Raw genomic sequence first — 21875 nt, forward strand, 5'->3', positions numbered from 1 at the left:
GGGTCCCACGCCCGGGGCTTCGCCGGTGCCGCGGGCGAAGACCACTTGCACGTCCGGGCATTGGGCCGAGGCGGCGGGTATGACGGAACCGGACACGGCCGACGCGGCCATGCCCGATGCTGCGATCACTACTGCTGGACCGAGAGAACGAACTATTTGACGCGCAAACATGCCGCCATTGTGCCCAATCAACACGCCGGTTAAACAGAGGAAACGCCGAAATTACTGTGTTCTCATAAAAGAACCGCCGCTGATGCGGGCGGATCGAGATCGGTTGCGCGCGGCGCTCATCCGGCGTGGGTGCCCGGACTCTTCGCGTTCCGCGCCTCATCACGATTGCCACGGCCGGGCCGGAGCGCGGTCCCGGACCGCCATGTGGTCTGCTACTTGTGGTTACTAGTCGGGGGGACGGGTTGAGCAACAGCCACCCCCGGCAAGCGGCTCGAGTGAATGCGGCAGCGATGTTGAACGCGATAGCGCAGGCCCTGAAAACGGTCTTCAACAAAGCGGGAGACCACGTGGCCAATCCGGCGCGGGTGTCGGATCCCGACAAGCTGCGCGCCGCCGTCTCCGGCAAGACCGCCTTGGTGACCGGCGCCTCCTACGGCATCGGTGAGGCGACCGCGCGCAGCCTGGCCGCCGCCGGTGCGACCGTCCTGGCGGTCGCCCGATCCGAGGAAAGGCTCCACGACCTGGCAGCGTCGATCAACGCCGGCGGCGGGCGCGCGGTCGCCTACCCGACCGACCTCACCGACGAAGCGGCGGTCAGCGGCCTGGCCAAGCAGATCACCGAGGAGCACGGCCCACTCGACATCGTGATCAGCAACGCCGGCAAGTCATTGCGCCGCTCGCTGCATGACCAGTACGACCGCCCGCACGACTTCCAGCGCACCATCGACATCAACTACCTGGGGCCCGTCCGGCTGCTGCTGGGACTGTTGCCGGCGATGCGCGACAACGGCAGCGGGCACATCGTGAACGTGTCCAGCGTCGGCGTGCGGGTGGTGCCCGGCCCGCAGTGGGGTGCGTACCAGGCGTCGAAGGGGGCTTTCGACCGCTGGCTGCGCAGCGTGGCCCCGGAACTGCACGCCGACGGCGTCGATGTCACCACGGTCTACTTCGCGCTGGTCCGCACCCGCATGATCGCGCCCACGCCCCTGCTGAGCCGGCTTCCCGGGCTGTCTCCGGACGAAGCCGCCGACGCCGTCGCCAAAGCGGTCATCGAGCGGCCCCGCACCCTCGAACCGCCCTGGGTGCTGCCGGCCGAGTTGGCGTCGGTGCTGCTGGCCGGGCCGGCCGACTACGGCGCCCGGCTGTGGCATCGCCGCTTCTTCAGCCCTTCCGACGAGGCCGATCATGACGAATGACCGCGTGGTCACCACCGCCGCCCGCGCGCTGCTGCACTCGGGCCTGCTCAGTCCGCCCTCGCCGCTTTCGGTTGTGCGGCTTCTTCGGGAGGCGCGCCGGGGTGGCACGAATCCCTACACGCTGCTGGCGGTCACGGCGGCCCGTTGGCCGAACCGGACGGCGATCGTCGACGACGACGGCGCTTTGAGCTATCGCCGGCTGCAACGAGAAACCGAATCGCTGGCGTGGCGGTTGTCGGGCGATGGAGTTGGCCCCGGCCAGGCGGTCGGGGTCATGTGCCGCAACGGACGCGGTTTCGTCGCGGGTGTTTTCGCCGCCGCGCTGCTCGGCGCCGACGTCGTCCCGATCAGCACGGAGTTCCGCAGCGATGCGCTGTCGTCCGTCGTGCAAGCCCACCACATCTCAACGATGGTCGCCGACGACGAATTCGCCGAGCGAGTCCGGGCGGCCGACGAAACGGTCCGCACCGTGGACCCGGCGACGGTGACCGCCGACGAGGGCGCCCGGCGACCGCGCGTGGCCGCACCCGGCCGGATCGTGCTGCTGACTTCGGGCACCACCGGCAAACCCAAAGGGGTGCCGCGCGCACCGGAGATGCGGTCCGCGGTGGGCGTCTGGGTGACGATCCTCGACCGCACCCGGTTGCATACCGGGTCACGAATCTCGGTGGCAATGCCGATGTTTCACGGGTTGGGGCTGGGCATGCTGATGCTGACGGTCGCCCTCGGCGGCACGGTGCTCACGCATCGTCAGTTCGACGCCGAAGCCGCGCTCGCCCAGGCGTCGCTGCACCGCGCCGACGCCTTCACCGCGGTGCCGGTCGTGCTCGCGCGCATCCTCGAACTGCCCGAGCGGGTGCGGGCGCGAAACCCGCTGCCGTACCTGAGGGTGGTGATGTCCAGCGGGGACCGCCTCGACCCCACGCTGGGGCAGCGGTTCATGGACACCTACGGCGACATCCTCTACAACGGCTACGGTTCCACCGAGGTCGGCATCGGTTCCCTGGCGACGCCGGCGGACCTGCGTGAGGCTCCCGAAACCGTCGGAAAGCCGGTCGCGGGGTGCCCGGTGCGGATCCTCAACAAGGGCAACCGACCGGTGGGGCCGCGGGTGACCGGGCGCATCTTCGTCGGCGGCGACCTGGCCGGGAGGGGCTACACCGGTGGCTCCCCCGGCGAAGAAGCGAAGGCCGTCATTGACGGCATGCGCGGTATGACCAGCACCGGCGACATGGGCTATCTCGACAACGCGGGCCGGCTCTTCATCGTCGGCCGCGAAGACGACATGATCATCTCCGGCGGCGAGAACGTCTATCCGCGGGCGGTCGAAAACGCGCTCGCCCAGCACCCCGCCATCGCCGACAACGTGGTCATCGGCGTACCCGACGAACGGTTCGGTCAGCGGTTGGCGGCGTTCGTGGTGGCGCAGCCGGGCAGCGACATCGACGTGCCGGAGCTCCGGGAGTACTTGAGGGGTCGAGTCTCGCGCTTCGAACAGCCCCGCGACATCAACGTCGTGGACAGCATCCCGCGCAATCCCACCGGCAAGGTGCTGCGCAAGGACTTGTCCGGCTGAACACGATCGTCCGGCTCCTTATTCGCGCCGCTCCACGGTGCGCGCCGTTCACTCCTCGGCTGGCTCGAGGGCGGCGACCTGCTTGGCCAGCCAGTTGGGCGCCAGCGCGGAGATCGCGGTGGCACCCGCGGTGGAACCCAACACACCCGACCAGGCGACCGGTCCCAGTGGCGTGCAGCCGAAGAACTGGCTGAGCACCGGGGTCTGCACGATGCCGACCAGCACGCCGGCGCTGCCCAGGGCGGTCGCCACGACCAGCGGGCTGTGCCGGCGGGTCAGCAGCGTCTGCGCCAGCTGCGTCGTGACGAGCGCGGTCAAACCCATTGTTGCCGTGCGGCGTTCGGTGCCCGGCGTCCAGCGGCCGATGGCCCACGCGGCCGTCGCCCCGGCCGCGGTCACGGCGCCGCGGGTGACGATCTGACGCATCAGCGGGGCGTCGAGGGAGGGTGTGGGACCGGTCAGCACCGCACGCTGGTGCTGCCGGCGCGCCTCTTCGGCCTCTTCGGCGGATCGGTACTCGGCCTCGTCGGGTTCGACGTATTGCGACGTGACCGCGACCGCAAGCGCGGGGAACATGTCGGTGAGCAGGTTGACCAACAGCAGCTGACGGGTACCGACCGGCGCGCGGCCGGCGCCGAAGGCGGTACCGATGATGGTGAACAGCACTTCGCCCACGTTGCCGCCGACGAGAATGGTGACGGCGTCCCGGACGCCGGCCCACATGCTGCGGCCCTCGACCAGCGCGTCGAGCAGCACGCCCAGATCCTCGTCGGTCAACACGATGTCCGCGGCACCGCGCGCGGCCGACGAACCGCGCCCACTCACCCCGATCCCCACGTCGGCCATCCGGATGGCGGCGGCGTCGTTGGCGCCGTCGCCGACCATGGCGGTCACTCGCCCGCAGCGCTGCAGGGCGGCCACGATCTGCACCTTCTGCTCGGGGCTGACGCGCGCGAACACCTGAACATCGGCGACCATCTTGGCGCACGCGTCCTCGTCGAGGCCGGCGAGTTCGGCGCCGGTGATCACCCGCGCGTCCGCGGGCAGGCCCAGCTGCCGGGCGATCGCCCGTGCGGTGATGGGGTGGTCGCCGGTGATCAGCACGACGTGGCGGTCGGCGTCCGCCAGCGCTTCGATCAGCGGGCGCGCCGATGCCCGGGCGGTGTCCGCCAACCCGACGTAGCCGAGCAGTTCGAGGTTCTGCGCCGCGGCATCCACGGCGTCGGCGTCGGTGTCCTCGTCGTCGGTCTCGTGTTTCCAACCGCGCTGCGCCACCGCGAGCACTCGCAAGCCCTGTTCGGCAAGACCGCGGACAACCGTCTCCGCCCGCTCCTGGTCGGCCTCCGGCTCGGCGAACCGGCAGCGCGGCAGGATGACCTCGGGAGCCCCCTTGAGGATCAGCACCGGTGTGTCCGAGGGGTGCCCATTGGCAATGCCGCCGTGGCCCGAAGCACCGATCGCGGCGGCGAAGCCGCGGCTGGACTCGAAGGGCACCTCCGCGAGCATCGTCCAATCCGAATCGCCGTGGCCGTTCAGCGAATTCGCCGCGGTGAGGATCGCCTCGTCGGTCGCGTGGGCGTGCCCCTGGCCGTCCTGCGGCTGAGCGGACGCCCGCGCGGCGGCCTGCAACAGCCCCGCCGACTGCGGATCGGTCAGTTCGGGAAACGGGTCGTGCGGGTTGGCCCCGACCGGCACGGCGCACACCACGCGCAGCCGGTTTTCGGTGAGCGTGCCGGTCTTGTCGAAACAGACGGTGTCGACGCGGCCCAACGCTTCGATGGTGCGCGGCGCACGAACCAGCGCGCCGCGGGCCGTCAGCCGCTGGGCCGCCGAGAGCTGGGAGAGGGTGGCCACCAGGGGCAGCCCCTCCGGCACCGCGGCCACCGCGATCGCGACGCCGTCGGCCACCGCCTGACGCAGCGGCGTGTGGCGCAACAACGCCAACGTCGACACGGCGGCACCGCCGGCCAGCGTCAGCGGCAGCACCTTGCTGGTGAGTTCCCGCAGCCGGGCTTGCACCCCGGCCGCCGTTTCGACGCCGGCGACCGCCGAGATCGCGCGATGCGCGGCGGTCCCGACCCCGGTGGCCACGACGATCGCCCGGGCGTGGCCGGCGACGATGGTGCTGCCCTCGAAGAGCATGCTGGCGCGGTCGGGGTCGTTGACGGCGACGGCATCCACCTGCTTGTCCACGGGAAGCGACTCGCCGGTGAGCAGGGACTCGTCGACCTCGAGGTCTTCGGCCACCAGCAGGCGGGCATCGGCCGGCACCACTTCGGGTGCGGCCAGGTCGATGACGTCGCCGGGCCGCAGCGATTTCGCCGACACCGTCGCCGTCCGCGTGGCGTGCTGGGCGGCATCGAGCCGTCGCCGCGTCGTAGCGACCGCCGGGACGACCACCCGGCGCACCATCTGGTCCTGCTCCGCGAACAGTTCGGCGGCCGCGGACTCGGCCCGGAGTCGTTGCGCCCCACCGGTTATCGCGTTGACGGTCATGACGCCCGCGACCAGGAGCGCGTCGATATTGCTGCCGACGATGGCCGAGGCCGCCGCCCCGACGGCCAGGATGGGAGTCAGCGGATCGGCGAGTTCGGTCCGGGTGGCCGACGCCAGCCGGGCCGCGTTATGCAAGGGCTTGCGCAGGGGCGCCAGCCCCGGGCTGTAGGACAGATCGTCGAGACGACGGCGCCACGAGGGTTCGGTCTCGACGGCCAGCGGGCGCGCCCCACCCGCCAGCCGCGAATAGACGATCTCGGGATCCAGCGCGTGCCAGGCGGTCAGCGGCTGCGGGGTCGGGTCGGGCAGCCGGAGCACCCGGGTGGCCGAGAAGGTTCCGGCCACCAACGCCGTGGCCGCGGCGGCGTTGACCGGGTTGAGCCAGCGCCGAAAGCTCACCGGGTTGGTGGTTGTTTCTTGCTCACCGGTGACCAGCAGCAGCCCGGCCAGCGTCGTGCCGCCCTGGGCGAGGTGCACCGCCGATTCGCTCGCCGAGCGGGCCACCGGGATAGCCGACAGGATCCGCACCGCGTCGGCCAGGTCGGTGCCGGTGATGATGTCCGCGGTCCATGCCGTGGCGGCACGCGGATCATCAAGTGCCACACCGATATCGGCGATCGCAAGCGCGGCCAGGGTGTCGGTCGATGCGAAGTCGCGGTGCAGCGCGGTGATCAGCAGCACCGGTCCGCGATCGGCCCGCAGCTCACGGACCACGTTCAGCAGCGGCGTGCCGGGCGGGTGCGTCGCGCCGACGCTGGCGGTGAGGTCCTCGGTGCCGGCGACGTGGCGTAGCACCACTCGCGCACCCGTGCGGTGCGCGGTCTGAAAGAGCGGAATCGCGTAGGGGTCGACCTCCCAGCCCATGTCGACGCTGCCGACGCGTTCGCCGTCGACCATCAGGTCGGCGCTCTCCAGGCCCTGCGCGGGTGTAGCCGAAGATCCTTGGGAAGCAACCCATTTCAGCCAGGCGCCGGTCGCCGGCAACTCGTCCGGGTCGGGTTCGGGCGCCTCTTCGCCGTGCAGCAGCGCGTCGGCGACCTCATAGACCCGGTCATCGTCCCAGCCGGGCGCATCGCCGCGGACACGCAAGACGGCGCGGTGATCGCCGCGCAGCGCGGCGCCGTCGATGACGACCACCTTCACCCGATCCAGGCGGCGCAGTGCGCCCGGGTCGAGAACCAGTTGCCCGGAATTGGCGAGCCCGCGACCCAAAACCGCCGCGAACGCCTGACGGCCCATGTGCGCGGCCCGCGGCACGCCGGCCTCGATGGCCCCGGCCGCATCTTCGGTGCCGCCACCGGCCACCAGCGCACTCACCGCGGCGATCAACGAGCCGTTGGCCGCCGAATCGACATAGCTTTCCACCGGCCCGGCCATCGAGCCTTTCGCCTTGTCCATCGCGGCGTCGATCGTTCCGCCGACCACGACGTGCGACACCTCACCCGCCGACGCGGCCGCCCAGCTGTGCCGGGGCACCCCCGACTTGGCCGACGAGATCACCGGGACCACCGGGGCTTGTGGCCGGTCGGGGGTTGCCAGGTGGGGCTCTCGGTCGCGCCACACGCGGCGCTGCGCCGTCGCCTCGGAGACCTGCAGGGTGCGCTGCGTCAGATCGAGCATCGGCGTGCCGATCGATTGGGTCAGGCCGTGGGCGGCCGCCGTAATCGCGGCGAGCGTGAGGTCGGTGCCCACCCGGCCCAACCGCGCCTCGAGGATCGAGACCATGCGCGGTTGATGATTGATGAGCGCGGCCGCCGCTCGGGTGGTTTGCGGGGCCGCGGGCAGCCGGGTCACCCATCCGGTGACCGCGGCGCCCATCGCGACCAGATCCATTGCCGCCGCGGTGAGGGGCACCAGAATCGCCAGGGGGTTGCCCGGGTCGGCGAATGGCGCGGAAAGCGGCGCCGACTCCGACCTCGACCAGGTGATGTCGGCGGCGATGGACGTCACCGTTGACCGCACCTCGTCCAAGACGGCGTCGTGGTCCGCGTCGTCGGAGAGTTCGACCACCAACCGGCCCAACGAACCCTCGACGTGGGCCTTGGCCACGCCCGGGATTCTGCGCACCGGCTCCTCGACGGCGGGCGCGTACTCGTGCCAGCGGGGGAACGGCAGCAACGGGTCCAGGTCCAGATGCACGCGTTGCCCGCTGTGCCAGCGCACCGGCGGCGTGATGGGGGCGGCGGCGCCGTCGGTGGAATTGTCCAACCCGATTGCTCGCCCGGTCGTTTGAGCCACCGAATGAATGACCGGGCCCGCCAGCTCGGCGACCGGGCCGGCCAACGTCTGCAGTGCACCGGCGGCCCCCGCCGCAGTCGATACGCCGGCCCGCACCACCTGCGCGGCTCCGCCGGCCACACCAGCGACGACGCTGGAAACGCCGGGAATCTTCACTCGTCACCCTTCAATTACGTCTCCCGCGCCTAATGATCCTGGCGTGTGAAGGACCTGTCCACACGTGGGCGGGAAGGTAACCCCTGCGACGACACCCCTGACGATGCCGGACGATGCAGGTCGGGCTTCCCGAGACAGCAGGGCTGCGATCACGTCCCTGGCAGAAACATTACCGGCTCGAGGGCAAACTAAACGCGCTGAACAGGCCGGGGTCGAGAAAGACGGTGATGCCGGCGATCCCGACGGCACCCGTGGTCAACACGTGGATCGAATGGGCCCGCATCACCCGGTCGGCGGCGCGGCGGTACTCGGCGACGGCGGGTTGCGCGTTCGCGGCGGTCGGGATCATCACGACATCGCCGGGCTGGGCCAGGGCACGCGCGGCGAGGAACTGCAGCACCGTCTCCCGCCCGCTGAACCATACTGGCAGAGGCGGCATTTCGAGTTTGACGTCCTCCTGCAGCAGCGCGGTCAGCGCCGCCATGTCCGCGTTTTCGAATGCCGCGCAATACCGGTCGAGCAGTTCGCGCCGCCGGGCGTCGCCGGGCTCGCTCATGCGTTCCTCGGTTACCGACAGCTCGGCCAGGTGGGCCCGCGCGCGCTGCAGCGAGCTGTTGACCGCGGCGGGCGTGGTCTCCAGGAGTTCGGCAACCTCGGCGGCGCTGAATCGCACGACGTCGCGCAGAATCAACACCGCGCGCTGGCGCGCCGGAAGCTCCTGAAGGGCCGTCATCACGGCCAGCCGCACGCTCTGCTTCGCGGTGAAGTCCTCTTCGGGGCTGTTGAACATCATGGCGTCCGGGATGGGCTCGAGCCACGCGTGCGCACCGGCCTTCGCCTCGAGATCGGCATCCGGGTCGATCGAGCCATCACCCACTCCGGCCGGCAGCACGCGGCGGGCGCGGCTCTCCAGCGCGCGCAGGCAGGCGGTCGTCGCGATGCGGTACAGCCAGGTCTTCAACGCCGCGCGTTCCTCGAACGCCGCATAACCGCGCCAGCCCCGGAGATACGTCTCCTGGACGAGGTCTTCGGCGTCGTGCACCGAACCCAACATGCGGTAGCAATGCGCGATGAGCTCGGCCCGAAATGGCGCCGCCCGCTCGACGAACTCCTCCTGCGCCGGCACCACCCTCTCCTCTCGGCCGCGAGGCAAACCTACCCCCGTAGAGACATCCGACCGCCGAAATTCATCGGTCCTCCCGCGATGAATCCGGGTGCCGCGCCGTATCTGAATTAGTGAAGCCGCGGCACGGCCGTGGTCCACGTGAGGAAGCGAGCACGAAATGAACCAGATCCCAACCCCCACCACCGACGGGCTCGTCGGCACCACCGCGATCGTGACGGGAGCCGGCCGCGGATTCGGCCGCGCCATCGCCACCGCATTGTCGACGGCGGGCGCCGAGGTCGTCGGTGTCGCGCGCACCCGATCACAACTCGACGAGGTGCGCGCCCAGCTGGGTGACACCTTCACCCCGGAGGTGGCCGACGCCGCCGATCCATTGACCGCCGGCCGGCTCATCGACCGGTACCGGCCGCGGACACTGGTGCTGTGTGCCGGGGCGACACCGCGGATGGCGCCGCTCCAGGATCAGAGCTGGGAGACGTTCAGTGACAACTGGAATTCCGACGTGGCGCAGGCGTTTCACTGGGTCCGCCACACGCTGCGGCATCCGCTGGCGCCGGGCAGCTCGGTGATCGTGATGTCCAGCGGCGCCGCCCTGGCCGGATCACCGCTGTCCGGCGGTTATGCGGGTGCGAAGGCGACCGTCAGGTTCGTCGCCGGCTATGCCGCCATCGAATCGCAACGCGCCGGGCTGGGAATCGGTTTCACCGCCGTGCTGCCGCGGTTGACGCCGGCCACCGCCCTGGGCGCGGTCGCCGTCGCGGCCTACGCCGGGCGCCAGGGTGTCGATGTCGACACCTTCTTAGAGACCGCCGGACCCGCGCTCACCGCCGAACAGGTGGGCAAGGCTGTGCTCGAGCTCGCCACCGCCGGCCCGGACCACGATGCCTACCTGCTCACCTCCGCCGGCCTCTCGCCGCTGACCTGAAACACCGAGATCGAAAGGCGCACAGCGATGAACACACCCCCGATTGCGTCGGCCCGCGAGTGGGCGGCCGCGCACCGACAACTGCTGGAAAAGGAGAAGGAACTCACCCGGGCCCGTGACGCGCTTGCGGCCCTGCGGCGGCGGATGCCGTGGCTGGCCGTGGACTCCGACTACGAGTTCGAGGGTCCCGAGGGCAAGGTCAGCCTGCGGGGCCTGTTCCAGGGCAGGCGTCAACTGGTGGTCTACCGCGCCTTCTACGGGCCCGACATCGACGGCTGGCCCGAGCACGGCTGCCGCGGCTGTTCGATGATGGCCGATCATGTCGGCAACCTCGCCCACCTGAACGCCCGCGACACCACGCTGGTGTTCGCCTCGCGGGCACCGCAGCCCGACATCGAGCGCCTGAAGGCCCGGATGGATTGGAAGATGCCGTGGTACACGATCACCGACGGCTTTGACGCCGACTTCGGCGTGGACGAATGGCACGGCACCAACGCCTTCATCCGTGACGGCGATCGGGTGTTTCGCACCTACTTCGTCAATAACCGCGGCGACGAGGCGCTGGGGACCACCTGGAGCTTCCTGGACATGACCGCGCTCGGACGCCAGGAAAACTGGGAGGATTCGCCCGAGGGCTACCCGCAGACCGCTCCCTACGAATGGTGGGACTGGCACGACAGATACGGCGAACGCGAGCCGTCACGCTGGTTCGGTGAGCCCGACCCGAACGATCCCAACGACATCCGGCCGCCGCGCGGGAGCTAAGTGGCGCAGCGCGTTTGGCATTTTTCACCTCGACCGCAACGGAGTGACAAAGCCCGAGAATCACGAATGCGCGGTAGCCGTCGACCGGCTACTCGCGCAATATTTCGCCGAGAACTCCGCGGCTATAAAATTCGGTGGTTCGCCCTGCCGACGTGATACCCAGCGGGGAATGATTTCTCGATGACCTGCAGCTGGTGGTCCACCCGGGACTCGAGTTCGAGCACCACGCAGTCGCTGAGCGCCTTCGATTCGAGAACTATGTACCGCCGACCACAATCGGTGATCGGGTCGCCCGAGTGCAATTTCTCGACCGGCACCGACTCCGGAGTTCCATCTGCCTCCATCCATGACACGCTAGGTCAATTCCGCGGCCGACGGAATAGATCGTTACGTGGGGCCGGGCCGCCGCTGCTTGAAAAACACGCTCACCCGCGAGATGAGGCCGTCAGTGTCCTGCTCGAAAAGGATGCATTCGGGCCACGTGGTCGCAACGCCGTCGATCTCGAATGTCTCGGACAGCTCGGCGAACGAGACCCTGGAGTCCACGTGCGAGACGCGGTGCACGTGCAACCGATGGCCCGGCATATCGGTGCATACCTTGCGCAGGTAGGCGACATAGTGCGCCTTGCCCTCGACGACGTCGCAAAACGGGCCCTCCCGGGTCAGGCCTTGTTCAGCGATGGTGTCGGCCAGTCCGTCCCAGTCGTGAGCGGCCAGGCATTCCAGATAGCGCTCGACCACTTGACCTTGCGGCGCGTCGCCCATGATGTCTCCGCTCCTCGCACTGCGCCGAGCGTAACGCCAGGGCGAAAAAACCGGCAGACTGTCGCCGTGGCGTTACATTCGCGGGGCCGGTCGTTGTTTTTCGTCCACGCCGACCGGACGCTGTCCGAGCAGGTGCCCGCGCCACCCGATGCGGTGCGCGATTTCTACGTGGACCTGGACAACATCAAACTCGTGCACCCGCTGATCGTGTCGGTGGAAACGCTGTCCCGCAGCGAAACCCAGGATGGCTACCAACAGGCTTACCGGGTGGTCGACCGAATTCCACTGGGGCCGTTCACGATGCGGACCTCCTATCGGGCGCGGCTGCGAGTGCCCGCCAGCGGCGACGTGCTGACGGAGGCCGATCAGTCGCCCGGGGTGCGGCTACGCGGCAGCGTGAGTTTCGACCCGGTCGACGGCGGCACCCGGGTCACCGAGCGGATCGGGATCACCGCCCCACGGCTGCTGGCCGGGGTGACGATTCGCGAGGGGGTCAAGGCGCATATCAAGATGCTGGCCGGCATTCGGAGGCACTTCGAATCCGGTTGACCAGTGCGAAGATGAGTTGGTCACACCCCGGCGAAATCGATGACGCCGCGAATGTTGCGCCCCTCGCGCAGGTCCACGAACGCCTCGTTGATCTGGTCGAGGCGGTAGTGACGGGTGACCAACTCGTCGAGTTTCACGGCGCCCGCCTGATACAACGACAGCAGCAACGGCACGCTCGTGCGGGGATTCATCCCGCCGTACAGCGCCCCCCTGAGCTGTTTGGCCGACAGCGTCATCTCCTGCAGGACCAACGGAATCGGAGGCTCGGTGAACGGGGTGATGCCGGTGAGCACACAGATCCCGCCTTTGCGAAGCAGCGCCATCGCCAACGGGATCAACTCCGCGCGCACCACGCCGGGACAGACCACGACGCGGTCGGCCATCAGGCCGGCGGTGATCTCCTTGACCAACGGAATCGCGTCCTGAGCGGTGGCGGCGGTGTGGGTGGCACCGAAGATCTTGGCCGAATCCCGCTTGGAATCAACCGGATCCACCGCGACGACATATTTTGCGCCGACGGCGCGCGCTCCCTGCAGGGCGTTCATTCCGACGCCGCCGGCGCCGATGACGACCACGGTGTCGCCGGGTTCGGTGCCCGCCGACACCGTCGCGGAACCCCAGCCGGTGCTGACGCCGCAGGACACGAGTGAGGCGGCATGGAACGGAATCGCGTCGTCGATCTTGATGACCGATCTCTCCGACAGCACGGCATATTCCGCGAACGTACCGAGTTGCCCATAGGCCAACAGGTTTTCGTCGCCGAGATGCCGGCGGCACGTACCGTCGGTGGGCATTTCCCGCACGAACAGGCTCGCGCCGATGTCGCAGAGGTAACTCTGGCCGTCCACACAGAACCGGCAACTGCCGCACGCGGGAATGAAGGAGAGCGCCACGTGATCCCCGGGCCGCACCGTCGTCACGCCCGGCCCGACTTCTTCGACGACGCCGGCACCCTCGTGACCGCCGAGCAGCGGGAACCAGTCCGGTGCGGGTTGACCGCTCGCGGCCAGCACCTCGGGGGTCGGTACCACGTCGCCGGTGAACAGGTGGTCATCGGAGTGGCAGATTCCGGCAACGGCCATTCGCACCAGGACTTCACCGCCACGGGGCGGGTCGAGCTCGATCTCACGGATCTCCCAGTCCCTGCCGACCCCGCGGATCACAGCGGCACGACACTTCATTGCGATCTCCTTGATGTCTCGTGGCATTCGAGGCGCCGCGGGGGCTGCGGCGCCAGGCCGGCCCGCAGTTCGCGCTTGAGCACCTTGCCGTAGCTGTTTTTCGGTAGCTCGTCGACGAATTCGTAGCGCTTGGGCCGTTTGAAGCGGGCGATGCGCCGCAACAGATGCGCGTCCAGCGCCGCGGGATCGACGGCGCCGACGATGAATGCGACCACCACCTCACCCCACTCGGCGTCGGGCGTGCCCACCACGCACGCCTCCGCGACGCCGGGATGTTCGAGCAGGACCTCCTCCACTTCCCGGGGGTAGATGTTGCTGCCGCCGCTGATGACGACGTCCTTCGATCGATCCCGCAGCGTGAGAAACCCGCGCGCGTCGAACGAACCCATGTCGCCGGTGTAGAGCCAGCCGTCTTTGAGCGTGGCGCGGGTCGCGCCGGGGTTTTGCCAGTAGCCCGACATGACCGCGTCGCCGCGGCACACGATTTCGCCGATCTCGCCGGCGGGCGCCGGGTGGCCGTCCGCGCGCAGCACCGCGACCTCCATGCCGGACCGCGCATAGCCGACCGACCCCAGGATCGCTTCGTCGTCGGATTCGTGGTCGGCACAACGCAGCCCGGTGATGGTCATCGGTGACTCGCCCTGCCCGTAAATCTGCGCGAAGATCGGGCCGAACGCCGTGATCGCCTTCCGCAGGCTTTCGACGTACATCGGCCCGCCGCCGTAGACGATCGCCTTGAGGTTGGCCGGACGGCCGCGGCCCGTATCGACCAGCCGTTGCACCATCGTCGGGGCCAGAAAGGCGCTGCCGGCCGGGTGGTGCTCGCAGAGGTCGAGGAACTCGTCGGGATCGAACGCGCCCGATGCGGGCACCACCTGGCGGGCGGCGCGCAGCACGTACGGCAGGACGTAGAGGCCGGAGCCGTGCGACATCGGTGCCGCGTGCAGCAGGCTGCAGCCCTCGTCCGGGGCGTCGATGTCGGCGAGGTGGGCGACGGCCATCGCCGTGAGGTTGCGGTGCGACAGCATCGCACCCTTCGATCGGCCGGTCGTTCCGCTGGTGTAGAACAGCCACGCCAGCGCCGACGGGTCGGTGGTCGGCGGCACCGACGGGGCGACGTCGAGCCGGCGCGAATAGGCTTCGGAATCAAGGGTTTCGACGGGTGCAATGGTCAGGGATTCCAGTTCGGCGCCGATCGCCGAGGAGGCGAACACCTGCGCTGCGCCCGCGTCGTCGAGGATCTGGACCATCTCGTGCGGATGCAGCTTGTAGTTGATGGGGACGACGACGCACTCGGCGGCCCAGATCGCGAACATCAGCTCGATGATCTCGGGACGGTTGTGGGTCGCGATCGCGATGCGAGCGCCCGCCGCGTGCTGTTGCCGGATCGACGCGGCCAGGCGTAACGCCCGGTCCCGCAACCCAGCCCAGGTGCACAGGCAGCGATCCCCGTGATACACGGCGCCGCGATCGGGGAACCGGCTCGCGGCATGGTCAAGCGCCACGAAGAGATTCATCGCTCGATCCACTGCGAGGACAAGGCGAACTCCGATAGATATTTCGTCGAACTCCATCCGCCGTCGACGACGATCGTCTGGCCGTTGATGAAACTTCCGCCCGGCGAGCACAGAAAGGCGACGGTGCTGGCGATGTCGTCGATGCGGCCCAACCGCTGATGCGGCGTCATCTCGGTGTTGATCTTGCGGAATCGCTCGTCCTTCAACCGCTTCTCGACCATCGGCGTCACCGTCACCCCGGGCGCGACGGCGTTGCAGCGGATGCCGGAGGCGCCGTACTGGCAGGCGATGTGAGTGGTCAGCGCGGTCAGGCCGCCCTTGGCGGCGGAGTAGGCGCCGCCGCGCAGGCCGCCGACGACCGCGAACGTCGATGTCACGTTGACGATCGCCGACCCGGGTCCCATGTGTGGCAGCACGTCGCGCGCGAGGCGGAAAGGTGCGCGCAGCATCAAACCCAGGAAGTAGTCCAGGGTCTCGTCGTCGGTTTCGTGCAGCGGCTTGGGGCTGCCCACTCCAGCGTTGTTGATCAGGAAGTCGATGTGGCCCCACCGGGCCACGGCGAGGTCCACGATGCGGCGCGGCGCGTCGTCGTCGGTCAAGTCGACAGCAAGCGTCGCAACGCGATCCGGATCGTTGACCGTTTTTTCCAGCTCGCCCAGCCGGTCCTGGTCGCGGCCCGTGCCCAGGACCGCCATGCCCATCTCGGCGAGCTTCGTGGCGCACCCCAGGCCGATGCCGCCGCTTGCTCCCGTGACGATTGCGACCTGCATCTCACCCATCCTTTGTCTCCGCCCGTGTGAGAGCCGCTCGGATCCGATGCTTGAGAACCTTGCCAGCGTCGTTCTTCGGCAGGGCATCGGTGATCACGACCTGTTCGGGTGCCTTGAATTTGGCGACCCCCTTGCTGACCAGCAGCGCGAGCAGGCTCGCGACGTCCGGGGCCTTCGCGCCGGTGGGGACGATCACCGCACAAGCCCGTTCCCCCCTGCGTTCGTCGGGCAGGCCGACCACCGCGATCTCGGCGATGCCGGGATGGTCGGCGAGCAGGTCCTCGACTTCCTTGGCCGAGATGTTCTCGCCGCTGCGGATGATGACGTCCTTGGCCCGGCCGGTCACGACGAGGTACCGATCTTCGGCACCGGCTGAGACCCAGCGCCCAAGATCGCCGGTGCGGAAAAACCCTGCGGCATCAAAGCAGTCCGCGTCGTCTTGCCGATGGCGGTAACCCTGCAGCATCTGCGGGCCGCGCACGCAGATCTCCCCGTCACCCGCGGGCGCGGCCTCGTGTGCGACAAGCTTGATCTCGGCGATGCCGGCCCTGCCGTCGGTGTCCGCCGCGCGGTCCGCCTCGTCCGGCCGTGGCGCTCCGATGGTCGTCACCGGGACTTCCGTGCAGCCGTACACCCGGGTAACCACCGCATGATCGAAATACTGTGCGGCGCCGCGAATCAGCGACGGTGATACCGATGCGCCACCGCAGATGAACACCTTCAGGTCGGGCAGGCGGGTGCCGGCACGCTCGGCGGCGGACAGCAGCTGCTGTAGAAACGGTGTGGCCCCCGCCATGTGGGTGCACCGTTCAGTGTTCATCAGAGCGACCGCCTCCGACGGATCCCACCGGTCCATCAGCACGGCGGTCGTGCCCAGCAGCAGCGGGCATTCGAAGGCGTAGATCGAGCCGCCGATATGGGCGACCGGCGAGGGGACCAGGAACGCGTCGCTCGGATCGATCATCCAGTGGTCGCGGATCTGACAGATCAGGGCGTGTATCGAATTGTGGGTGTGCAGGACGCCTTTCGGCCGGCTCGTGGTGCCGGATGTGTAGAGGATCATCCGCACGGAATCGGGGTCCAGTGCCGGAAGCGACAGGGCAGCCGGCGGCCGGCCTATCAGGTCCGGATAGTGTGTGTGCGATCCGGCATGCCTGGTTTCGGAGCCGCGCAGCACCACCACCTCCGGCGCCGGGTTCATCGTGGCCGTCACGCGTTCGACCATCGCCGCGTAGTCGTGGCCGCCGTAGTGGTGTGGGACGAAAACGATTGCGGTGCCGGCGTCTTCGAGGATGAAACGTAGGTCGTGGTCGCGCAGCGACGGCAGGATCGGGTTCACCACCATGCCGGCCAGTGTCGCGCCCAGATAAATGACGGCGGCCTCGTGCCAGTTGGGCAGCATGAACGACACGACGCTGCCGGTGGGCATGCGTGACAGCAGGGCGGCCGCGAGCCCGCGTGCCTGCGCGTAGAGTGTGGCGCAGTCAAGCCGAACTTCCCTGTCCACCAACACCGTTCGTTCGGGCGATCGCTCGGCGGCCGTGCGCAGGGAATCCGCCAGCGTGGTGTGCACCCACAGCCCGTGCCGGTATGACTCTGATGCATGCGCCGCGTCGTGGCGGGTCCCGGTGATCAACTCAACCGGCCTGACCGGTGACGCGACGCATGGTCATCGCGTACCGGAACCTCGACGACAGGTGGGTGTTGATCGTCACCTGGGCCACCTCGCCGTCGGAGGTCGTGTAGGTGCGCCGCATCTGCAGCGCGGCCGTTCCCGCTTCGACGCCGAGACCGTCGGCCAGTTCCGGCGACAACAGGACGGCCGCGATCTCCTGGTGCAACTGGGAAACGCTCACCCCGAACAGGTCCTCGATCAACGGAAAGATCGGGCCGGCATGGCGTTGCAGCAGCCGGCCGACCGCCGCGAAACCGCGGCTGATGTAGTACTCCGTTCGGCAGATGGGCACCGATGCGCCATCGGCCTGCCGGTAGCCGCGCACCGAGAGCCACTGGGTGCCGGCCTCGAGCCCGGTCCGGGCGGCGAGTTCGTCATCGATCGTCACCATCGCGTTGGATTCGATGGTCAGCTGCGCGCCGGCGGCGAACGCGAGGAGGTCGTCGATCGACATCGCGTCCTGGGCATAGGAACTCGACGCCGGACGGGGGACCACCCGGGTGCCCGCCCGCGGTCGGGACGCGACCAGGTTGTCCTCGCGCAGCCGGCGCAGCGCTTCGCGGACGGTGTAGCGGCTCACCGCGAAGCGTTCGCACAGCTGGTACTCGGTCGGCAGTTGCGAGCCCACCGGGTACACCCCGTCGACGATCTCCTTGCGCAGCGTGCGCGCGATCTGGAGGTAGCGGTGGTCGCCCGCGACGGCCTGGGACATCAGCGACCGTGTCCTGCCGGGCGCAAGGCCAGAACGCTGCCGTCGCCGTCGGCCGAGATGTACAGCGTTCCGTCGGCCGCGGCGGTGATACCGGCGAAGGGGCCTTGCGGTCCGGAAAACGGTGGCATGCCGCGCAGCGGCTTGGGCGTCAAGCCCGGCGGGGGGCCGACCGGCAGCCCGGACGCGACCGTCTGGCGCGCGTGGCCGCTCAGATCGAAGGCGATCAACTCCTTGGCGCCGGCGTCGACGACGTAGAGCACGTCGCCCTGGACCAGAATACCCTGCGGGCGTTGCAGATCGGCGACGACGGTGTCGACTCTCGACCCGTTCACCCGGACCACCCGCCCGGCGCCGGCCTCCGCCACCAGAGCGGTCCCGTCGGCGTCGATCGCGACGCCGACCGGCTCACGCAGATCGGTCGCCAGCACCTCGGTGGCCCCCGACCGCAGCGACAGCACCCGCCCGGTGCCCAACTCCGCAAACACCACACCGCCCGGGCTCACCGCGACGCCATAAAGCTGGTCGAAACCGTCTGCCAGCACGTCGCTTTCGCTCGCCTCGGGTCGGTAGCGGGCGACCTGGCCGCCCGATGTCGTGACGACGAACTCGCCGGGCCCGCTCGCGGCGACGCCGCGCAGGAATCCGGGATAGCCTGGGCTGAACAACATTCCGACGGTGTGCAGGGAGCCGTCGGGCAAGGCGATGTAAAAGTACGTGCCGTCGGCGATGTAGAGCTGCCCGTCGTGGCCCACCGCCAGGTCCATCGGCCAGTTGAGCCCACCGGGCAACACGGATGCCACCGTGCCGTCGGGTGATATCTCGGTGATCTCGCCGGTGAAATTGGATACGAACAGCCGGTCGCCGACGAAGGTGCAGTTGTCCAGGCCCGGATTCAGCTGGGCCAGCAGCCGCCGTTCGCCGCTGCGAGGATCGATGCGCAGCACCTGCCCGCTCGCGACCTGTGTCGACACGATGTAGCCCTGTGCGTCGAACTTGACCGAGTCGGGGACACCGAGATCGCCCGTGACACACTGTGGTTCGCCGCCGTCGGGGTCGACGCGCCAGATCTCGTTGGCGCCCATCACCGGGAAGTACAGCAGGCCGTCCGGTCCGACCTCCATCGCGTTCGGTGAGGGCACGTTCTCCAACAGCACCCGCGGCGGGCCGCCCCCCAGGTCGAATTCCAGCAGCCGTCCACCCGCACGGCATTCACCGATGAACAGCCGACCCCGGTGGAAGGTGATGCCGTTGGCCGATGGCACGTCGTCGCGCAGCACTCGTGTCCGACCGCTGGTGTCGCGCACGCTGACCCGGCCGTCCATCACCTCGGTCGCGTACAGGTTGCCGCTCGCGTCGAACGCGACGTCGTCGGGTGCCACGATGTCGCCACCCTTGGGGCTGGCGGTCGCCAGCTCCCCGGTGCGGTGATCCAGCGCGCTGATCTGGCTGCCGGTCACCTGGGCGATATAGATGCGGCCGTCCGGGCCGGTGCGCAAGCCGTTGGCGCCGAACAGCCGGCTGGGCGCGGTGATCCGCTCGAGCCCCCAGCCGTGCGCGACATCGATCGGGTGTGCCGGCGCATACCGCGATGGCTGCGTTGAGATGGACATGCTCGCCGAGGTCCTTCCGTCAGCCGGTTGGGCTGGACGTTATCAATTCCTCGTAGTCCAGACAATAGCCGCCAAAGCATTGCGGGCCGATCTTGACAGCGATGTCCGCCGATCGGAATAGTGTTCTCCAATGGACAGAATGGGATGCTTTGTCCGGACAAATCAGCGGTAGATCCCGCTGTTGGTGCTGGACGGCGCCGGCGGCAGGCGAAAGCAGGTCATGGTCGATCTCGTAAGGCTCGACGGTCGCGTCGTGGTGGTTTCCGGCGCCGGCGGTGGCGGCATCGGCACGACCGTCACGGCCATGACCGCGCGGGCCGGGGCCACGGTGATCGCGGTGAGCCGATCGAAGGAAAACCTCGACGAGCACGTCGCTCCGCTGGCCCGACAGGGGCTTCCCGTGGTGCCCGTCGCGGCCGACGCGTCCACCGACGAGGGCATCGCCGCGGTGATCGACCAGGCGCGCCGCGCCGACGGGAGCTTGTACGGGCTGGTCAATGTCGCCGGCGGCGCGCAGCCGTCGACGTGGATGCCGTCGACCCGGGTGGCACGCAGCGACTGGCGCAAGATCTTCGCCGACAACCTCGAAACGGCTTTTTTCATGAGTCAGGCCGTCGCGGGCGAGCTCGTCGCGCAGCAACTTCCGGGGTCGATCGTGTCGATCTCGTCGATCAGCGGCATCAACACCGCGCCGTTTCACATCGCCTACGGGACCGCCAAGGCCGCGATCGCCGCGATGACCCGCACGATGGCCCTCGAATTGGCTACGGCGGGGATCCGGGTGAACGCCGTGGCGCCCGGCGTCACCGAGACGGCGGCCTCGCGCACCTACGTCGACGAGGACCCCGAGCGGGACCGGCAGGCGATCGCGATGGGCCGGCGTGGGCGGCCGGAGGAGCAGGCCGGCGCCATCCTCTTTCTGCTCTCGGAGATGTCGAGCTACATCACCGGCCAGACGCTGCTCGTCGACGGCGGGCTGGACCTCAAATGGAGCCATCTCGGTGCCGACAACACGTCGCTGTTCCTCAAAGACGAATCCTTCCGTGCGGACATTAGGAGGATGTGATGACAGATCTGGATAAAAGCGTGAATTCCGTGGCGGCCGAGGAACTCTCGAAACCGATGACGATCGGCGTGGAAGCATACATCTCCGAGGCCTATGCCCGCGCCGAGCGGGACAGGCTGTGGCGCAGGGTCTGGCAACAGGTCGGCCGCGTCGAGGAGTTGCCCGAGGTGGGCAGCTACCTGACCTACGACATCCTCGACGACTCGATCATCGTGGTGCGCACCGGCGAGAACGAATTTCACGCGCACCACAACGTGTGCATGCACCGCGGCCGCCGGCTGATCGACACCCCCGAGGGTGCCAAGAACGCCTGCGGGCGCACCCGAAAGTCGTTCGTCTGCGCCTTTCACGGCTGGACCTATGGCTTGGACGGAGCCTGCACTCATATCCGCGAACAACAGGACTGGCAGGAAGCCCTCACCCCCGACAACACCCACCTTCGACCGGTCCGGGTCGACACGTGGGGCGGCTGGTTGTGGATCAACATGGACCCCGACTGCGAGCCGCTGGCCGACTACCTCTTCCCCGCCGCGAAGATCCTCGACCCGTTCGGCCTGGAGAACATGCGCTACAAATGGCGCAAGTGGCTGCCCTTCGACTGCAACTGGAAAGTCGCGCTGGAGGCCTTCAACGAGACCTACCACGTCTACACCACGCATCCCGAGTTCAATAAATTCGGCGAGTTCAAGGGATGGGCGAAAGCCCAAGGCAAGCACAGCAACATCGGCTACGACGCTCCGGCGGACATGGAGGCCACCAAGTCCAAGATCCGCCTCGGTATCGGCGCCGACCCACGTGTGTCGACCGCGGAAATGCAGGTGTACACGATGGAGGAAACCAACGCCACCACCACCCAGACGCTGGTGAACGCGGCCAAGCGACTGGTCGACGAGCTGCCGGAAGGGACACCGGCCGACAAGGTCCTCGAGCACTGGCTGGCGGCGGCACGCCGCGACGACGAGGCCCGCGGCGTGATCTGGCCGACGATTCCCGCCGACATCCTCGGGCAGGCCGGCACCGCGTGGCAGATCTTTCCGAACTTCCAGATCGGGCAGGGCCTGACCAGCGCGCTGTGCTACAGCGCGCGGCCGCACCCCAGCTACAACCCCGACAAGTGCATCTTCGAGGTGTCGGTCTTCGAGCTGTATCCGAAAGACGAAGAGCCCCAGACGGAATGGGAGTACACACCGGTCGGTGACCCCCGGTGGCGGTCGGTCCTGCCGCAGGACTTCTCCAACATGGCCGCCGTGCAGCAGGGCATGAAGTCGCTCGGCTTTCCAGGTACCAAGCCCAACCCGTACCGCGAGCGCAGCACCGTCAACCTGCACCACCAATTGTCGAGATACATGGGTACCGGCGAACCACAGGAGCTTTGAGCTAG

General features: G+C 68.6%; 17 protein-coding genes and 1 pseudogene. 7 read left to right on the forward strand and 11 right to left on the reverse strand.

What is annotated here, in order from left to right:
• Positions 1–171: pseudogene (locus EPN51_RS10460) on the reverse strand (cutinase family protein); the annotation flags it as partial.
• 290 nt (positions 172–461) lie between these two features.
• On the opposite strand from EPN51_RS10460, the gene EPN51_RS10465 reads away from it, so the two are divergent.
• Both EPN51_RS10465 and EPN51_RS10470 read left to right on the forward strand, forming a co-directional pair.
• Entirely contained in the window at positions 462–1367 is a 906-nt protein-coding gene (locus EPN51_RS10465) for an SDR family NAD(P)-dependent oxidoreductase (RefSeq protein WP_293041672.1), read from the forward strand.
• Positions 1357–2943, forward strand: a complete 1587-nt coding sequence (locus EPN51_RS10470; protein WP_293041675.1) for an AMP-binding protein — start codon at positions 1357–1359, stop codon at positions 2941–2943. The genes EPN51_RS10465 and EPN51_RS10470 overlap by 11 nt, the downstream gene beginning before the upstream one ends.
• 48 nt (positions 2944–2991) lie before the next feature.
• Here EPN51_RS10470 and EPN51_RS10475 read toward each other — a convergent pair whose 3' ends face one another.
• Together EPN51_RS10475 and EPN51_RS10480 are read right to left on the reverse strand one after the other, a co-directional pair.
• Complete coding sequence (locus tag EPN51_RS10475) at positions 2992–7833, reverse strand: cation-translocating P-type ATPase (RefSeq protein WP_293041677.1); 4842 nt, start codon at positions 7831–7833, stop codon at positions 2992–2994.
• 169 nt (positions 7834–8002) lie between these two features.
• Positions 8003–8959, reverse strand: a complete 957-nt coding sequence (locus EPN51_RS10480) for a sigma-70 family RNA polymerase sigma factor (RefSeq protein WP_293041680.1) — start codon at positions 8957–8959, stop codon at positions 8003–8005.
• Between the two features lie 157 nt (positions 8960–9116).
• Between EPN51_RS10480 and EPN51_RS10485 the strand changes: the two genes are divergently transcribed.
• Together EPN51_RS10485 and EPN51_RS10490 are read left to right on the forward strand one after the other, a co-directional pair.
• Entirely contained in the window at positions 9117–9884 is a 768-nt protein-coding gene (locus EPN51_RS10485; protein WP_293041682.1) for an SDR family oxidoreductase, read from the forward strand.
• A 27-nt stretch (positions 9885–9911) separates the two neighbouring features.
• A complete protein-coding gene (locus EPN51_RS10490) occupies positions 9912–10649 on the forward strand; it encodes a DUF899 domain-containing protein (RefSeq protein WP_293041685.1) in 738 nt (245 codons plus the stop codon).
• A 122-nt stretch (positions 10650–10771) separates the two neighbouring features.
• Here the strand turns inward: EPN51_RS10490 and EPN51_RS10495 are convergent, their stop codons facing one another.
• Both EPN51_RS10495 and EPN51_RS10500 read right to left on the reverse strand, forming a co-directional pair.
• Entirely contained in the window at positions 10772–10993 is a 222-nt protein-coding gene (locus tag EPN51_RS10495; protein ID WP_293041687.1) for a hypothetical protein, read from the reverse strand.
• Between the two features lie 43 nt (positions 10994–11036).
• Positions 11037–11414 carry a nuclear transport factor 2 family protein gene (locus EPN51_RS10500; protein ID WP_293041690.1) on the reverse strand — a complete coding sequence of 126 codons (378 nt, stop codon included), beginning with the start codon at positions 11412–11414 and terminating at the stop codon, positions 11037–11039.
• A 66-nt stretch (positions 11415–11480) separates the two neighbouring features.
• Here EPN51_RS10500 and EPN51_RS10505 point away from each other — a divergent pair, with 66 nt between their 5' ends.
• Entirely contained in the window at positions 11481–11963 is a 483-nt protein-coding gene (locus EPN51_RS10505; protein ID WP_293041692.1) for an SRPBCC family protein, read from the forward strand.
• A gap of 20 nt (positions 11964–11983) precedes the next feature.
• Here the strand turns inward: EPN51_RS10505 and EPN51_RS10510 are convergent, their stop codons facing one another.
• The 6 genes from EPN51_RS10510 to EPN51_RS10535 are packed head-to-tail and all read right to left on the reverse strand — an operon-like array spanning position 11984 to position 19428.
• Complete coding sequence (locus tag EPN51_RS10510) at positions 11984–13144, reverse strand: NDMA-dependent alcohol dehydrogenase (RefSeq protein ID WP_293041695.1); 1161 nt, start codon at positions 13142–13144, stop codon at positions 11984–11986.
• Positions 13141–14661, reverse strand: a complete 1521-nt coding sequence (locus EPN51_RS10515) for an AMP-binding protein (RefSeq protein WP_293041698.1) — start codon at positions 14659–14661, stop codon at positions 13141–13143. The genes EPN51_RS10510 and EPN51_RS10515 overlap by 4 nt, the downstream gene beginning before the upstream one ends.
• On the reverse strand, positions 14658–15440 hold the full coding sequence (locus EPN51_RS10520; protein ID WP_293041700.1) for an SDR family oxidoreductase: 783 nt from the start codon (positions 15438–15440) through the stop codon (positions 14658–14660). Before EPN51_RS10520 ends, EPN51_RS10515 begins: the two co-directional genes overlap by 4 nt.
• Positions 15433–17067, reverse strand: coding sequence for an AMP-binding protein (locus EPN51_RS10525; RefSeq protein WP_293041703.1), 1635 nt, complete (start codon positions 17065–17067; stop codon positions 15433–15435). Before EPN51_RS10525 ends, EPN51_RS10520 begins: the two co-directional genes overlap by 8 nt.
• Before the next feature lies 1 nt (position 17068).
• Positions 17069–17818, reverse strand: a complete 750-nt coding sequence (locus tag EPN51_RS10530; protein WP_293041706.1) for a GntR family transcriptional regulator — start codon at positions 17816–17818, stop codon at positions 17069–17071.
• A complete protein-coding gene (locus tag EPN51_RS10535; protein WP_293041708.1) occupies positions 17818–19428 on the reverse strand; it encodes an SMP-30/gluconolactonase/LRE family protein in 1611 nt (536 codons plus the stop codon). The genes EPN51_RS10530 and EPN51_RS10535 overlap by 1 nt, the downstream gene beginning before the upstream one ends.
• Positions 19429–19648: 220 nt before the next feature.
• Between EPN51_RS10535 and EPN51_RS10540 the strand changes: the two genes are divergently transcribed.
• Both EPN51_RS10540 and EPN51_RS10545 read left to right on the forward strand, forming a co-directional pair.
• Positions 19649–20494 (forward strand): SDR family oxidoreductase, encoded by an 846-nt coding sequence (locus EPN51_RS10540; RefSeq protein WP_293041711.1) that lies wholly within the window; start codon positions 19649–19651, stop codon positions 20492–20494.
• A complete protein-coding gene (locus EPN51_RS10545; RefSeq protein ID WP_293041714.1) occupies positions 20494–21870 on the forward strand; it encodes an aromatic ring-hydroxylating dioxygenase subunit alpha in 1377 nt (458 codons plus the stop codon). Before EPN51_RS10540 ends, EPN51_RS10545 begins: the two co-directional genes overlap by 1 nt.
• The last annotated feature ends 5 nt before the right edge of the window (positions 21871–21875 follow it).

Source organism: Mycobacterium sp., assembly GCF_004298145.1.
GTDB lineage: Bacteria > Actinomycetota > Actinomycetes > Mycobacteriales > Mycobacteriaceae > Mycobacterium.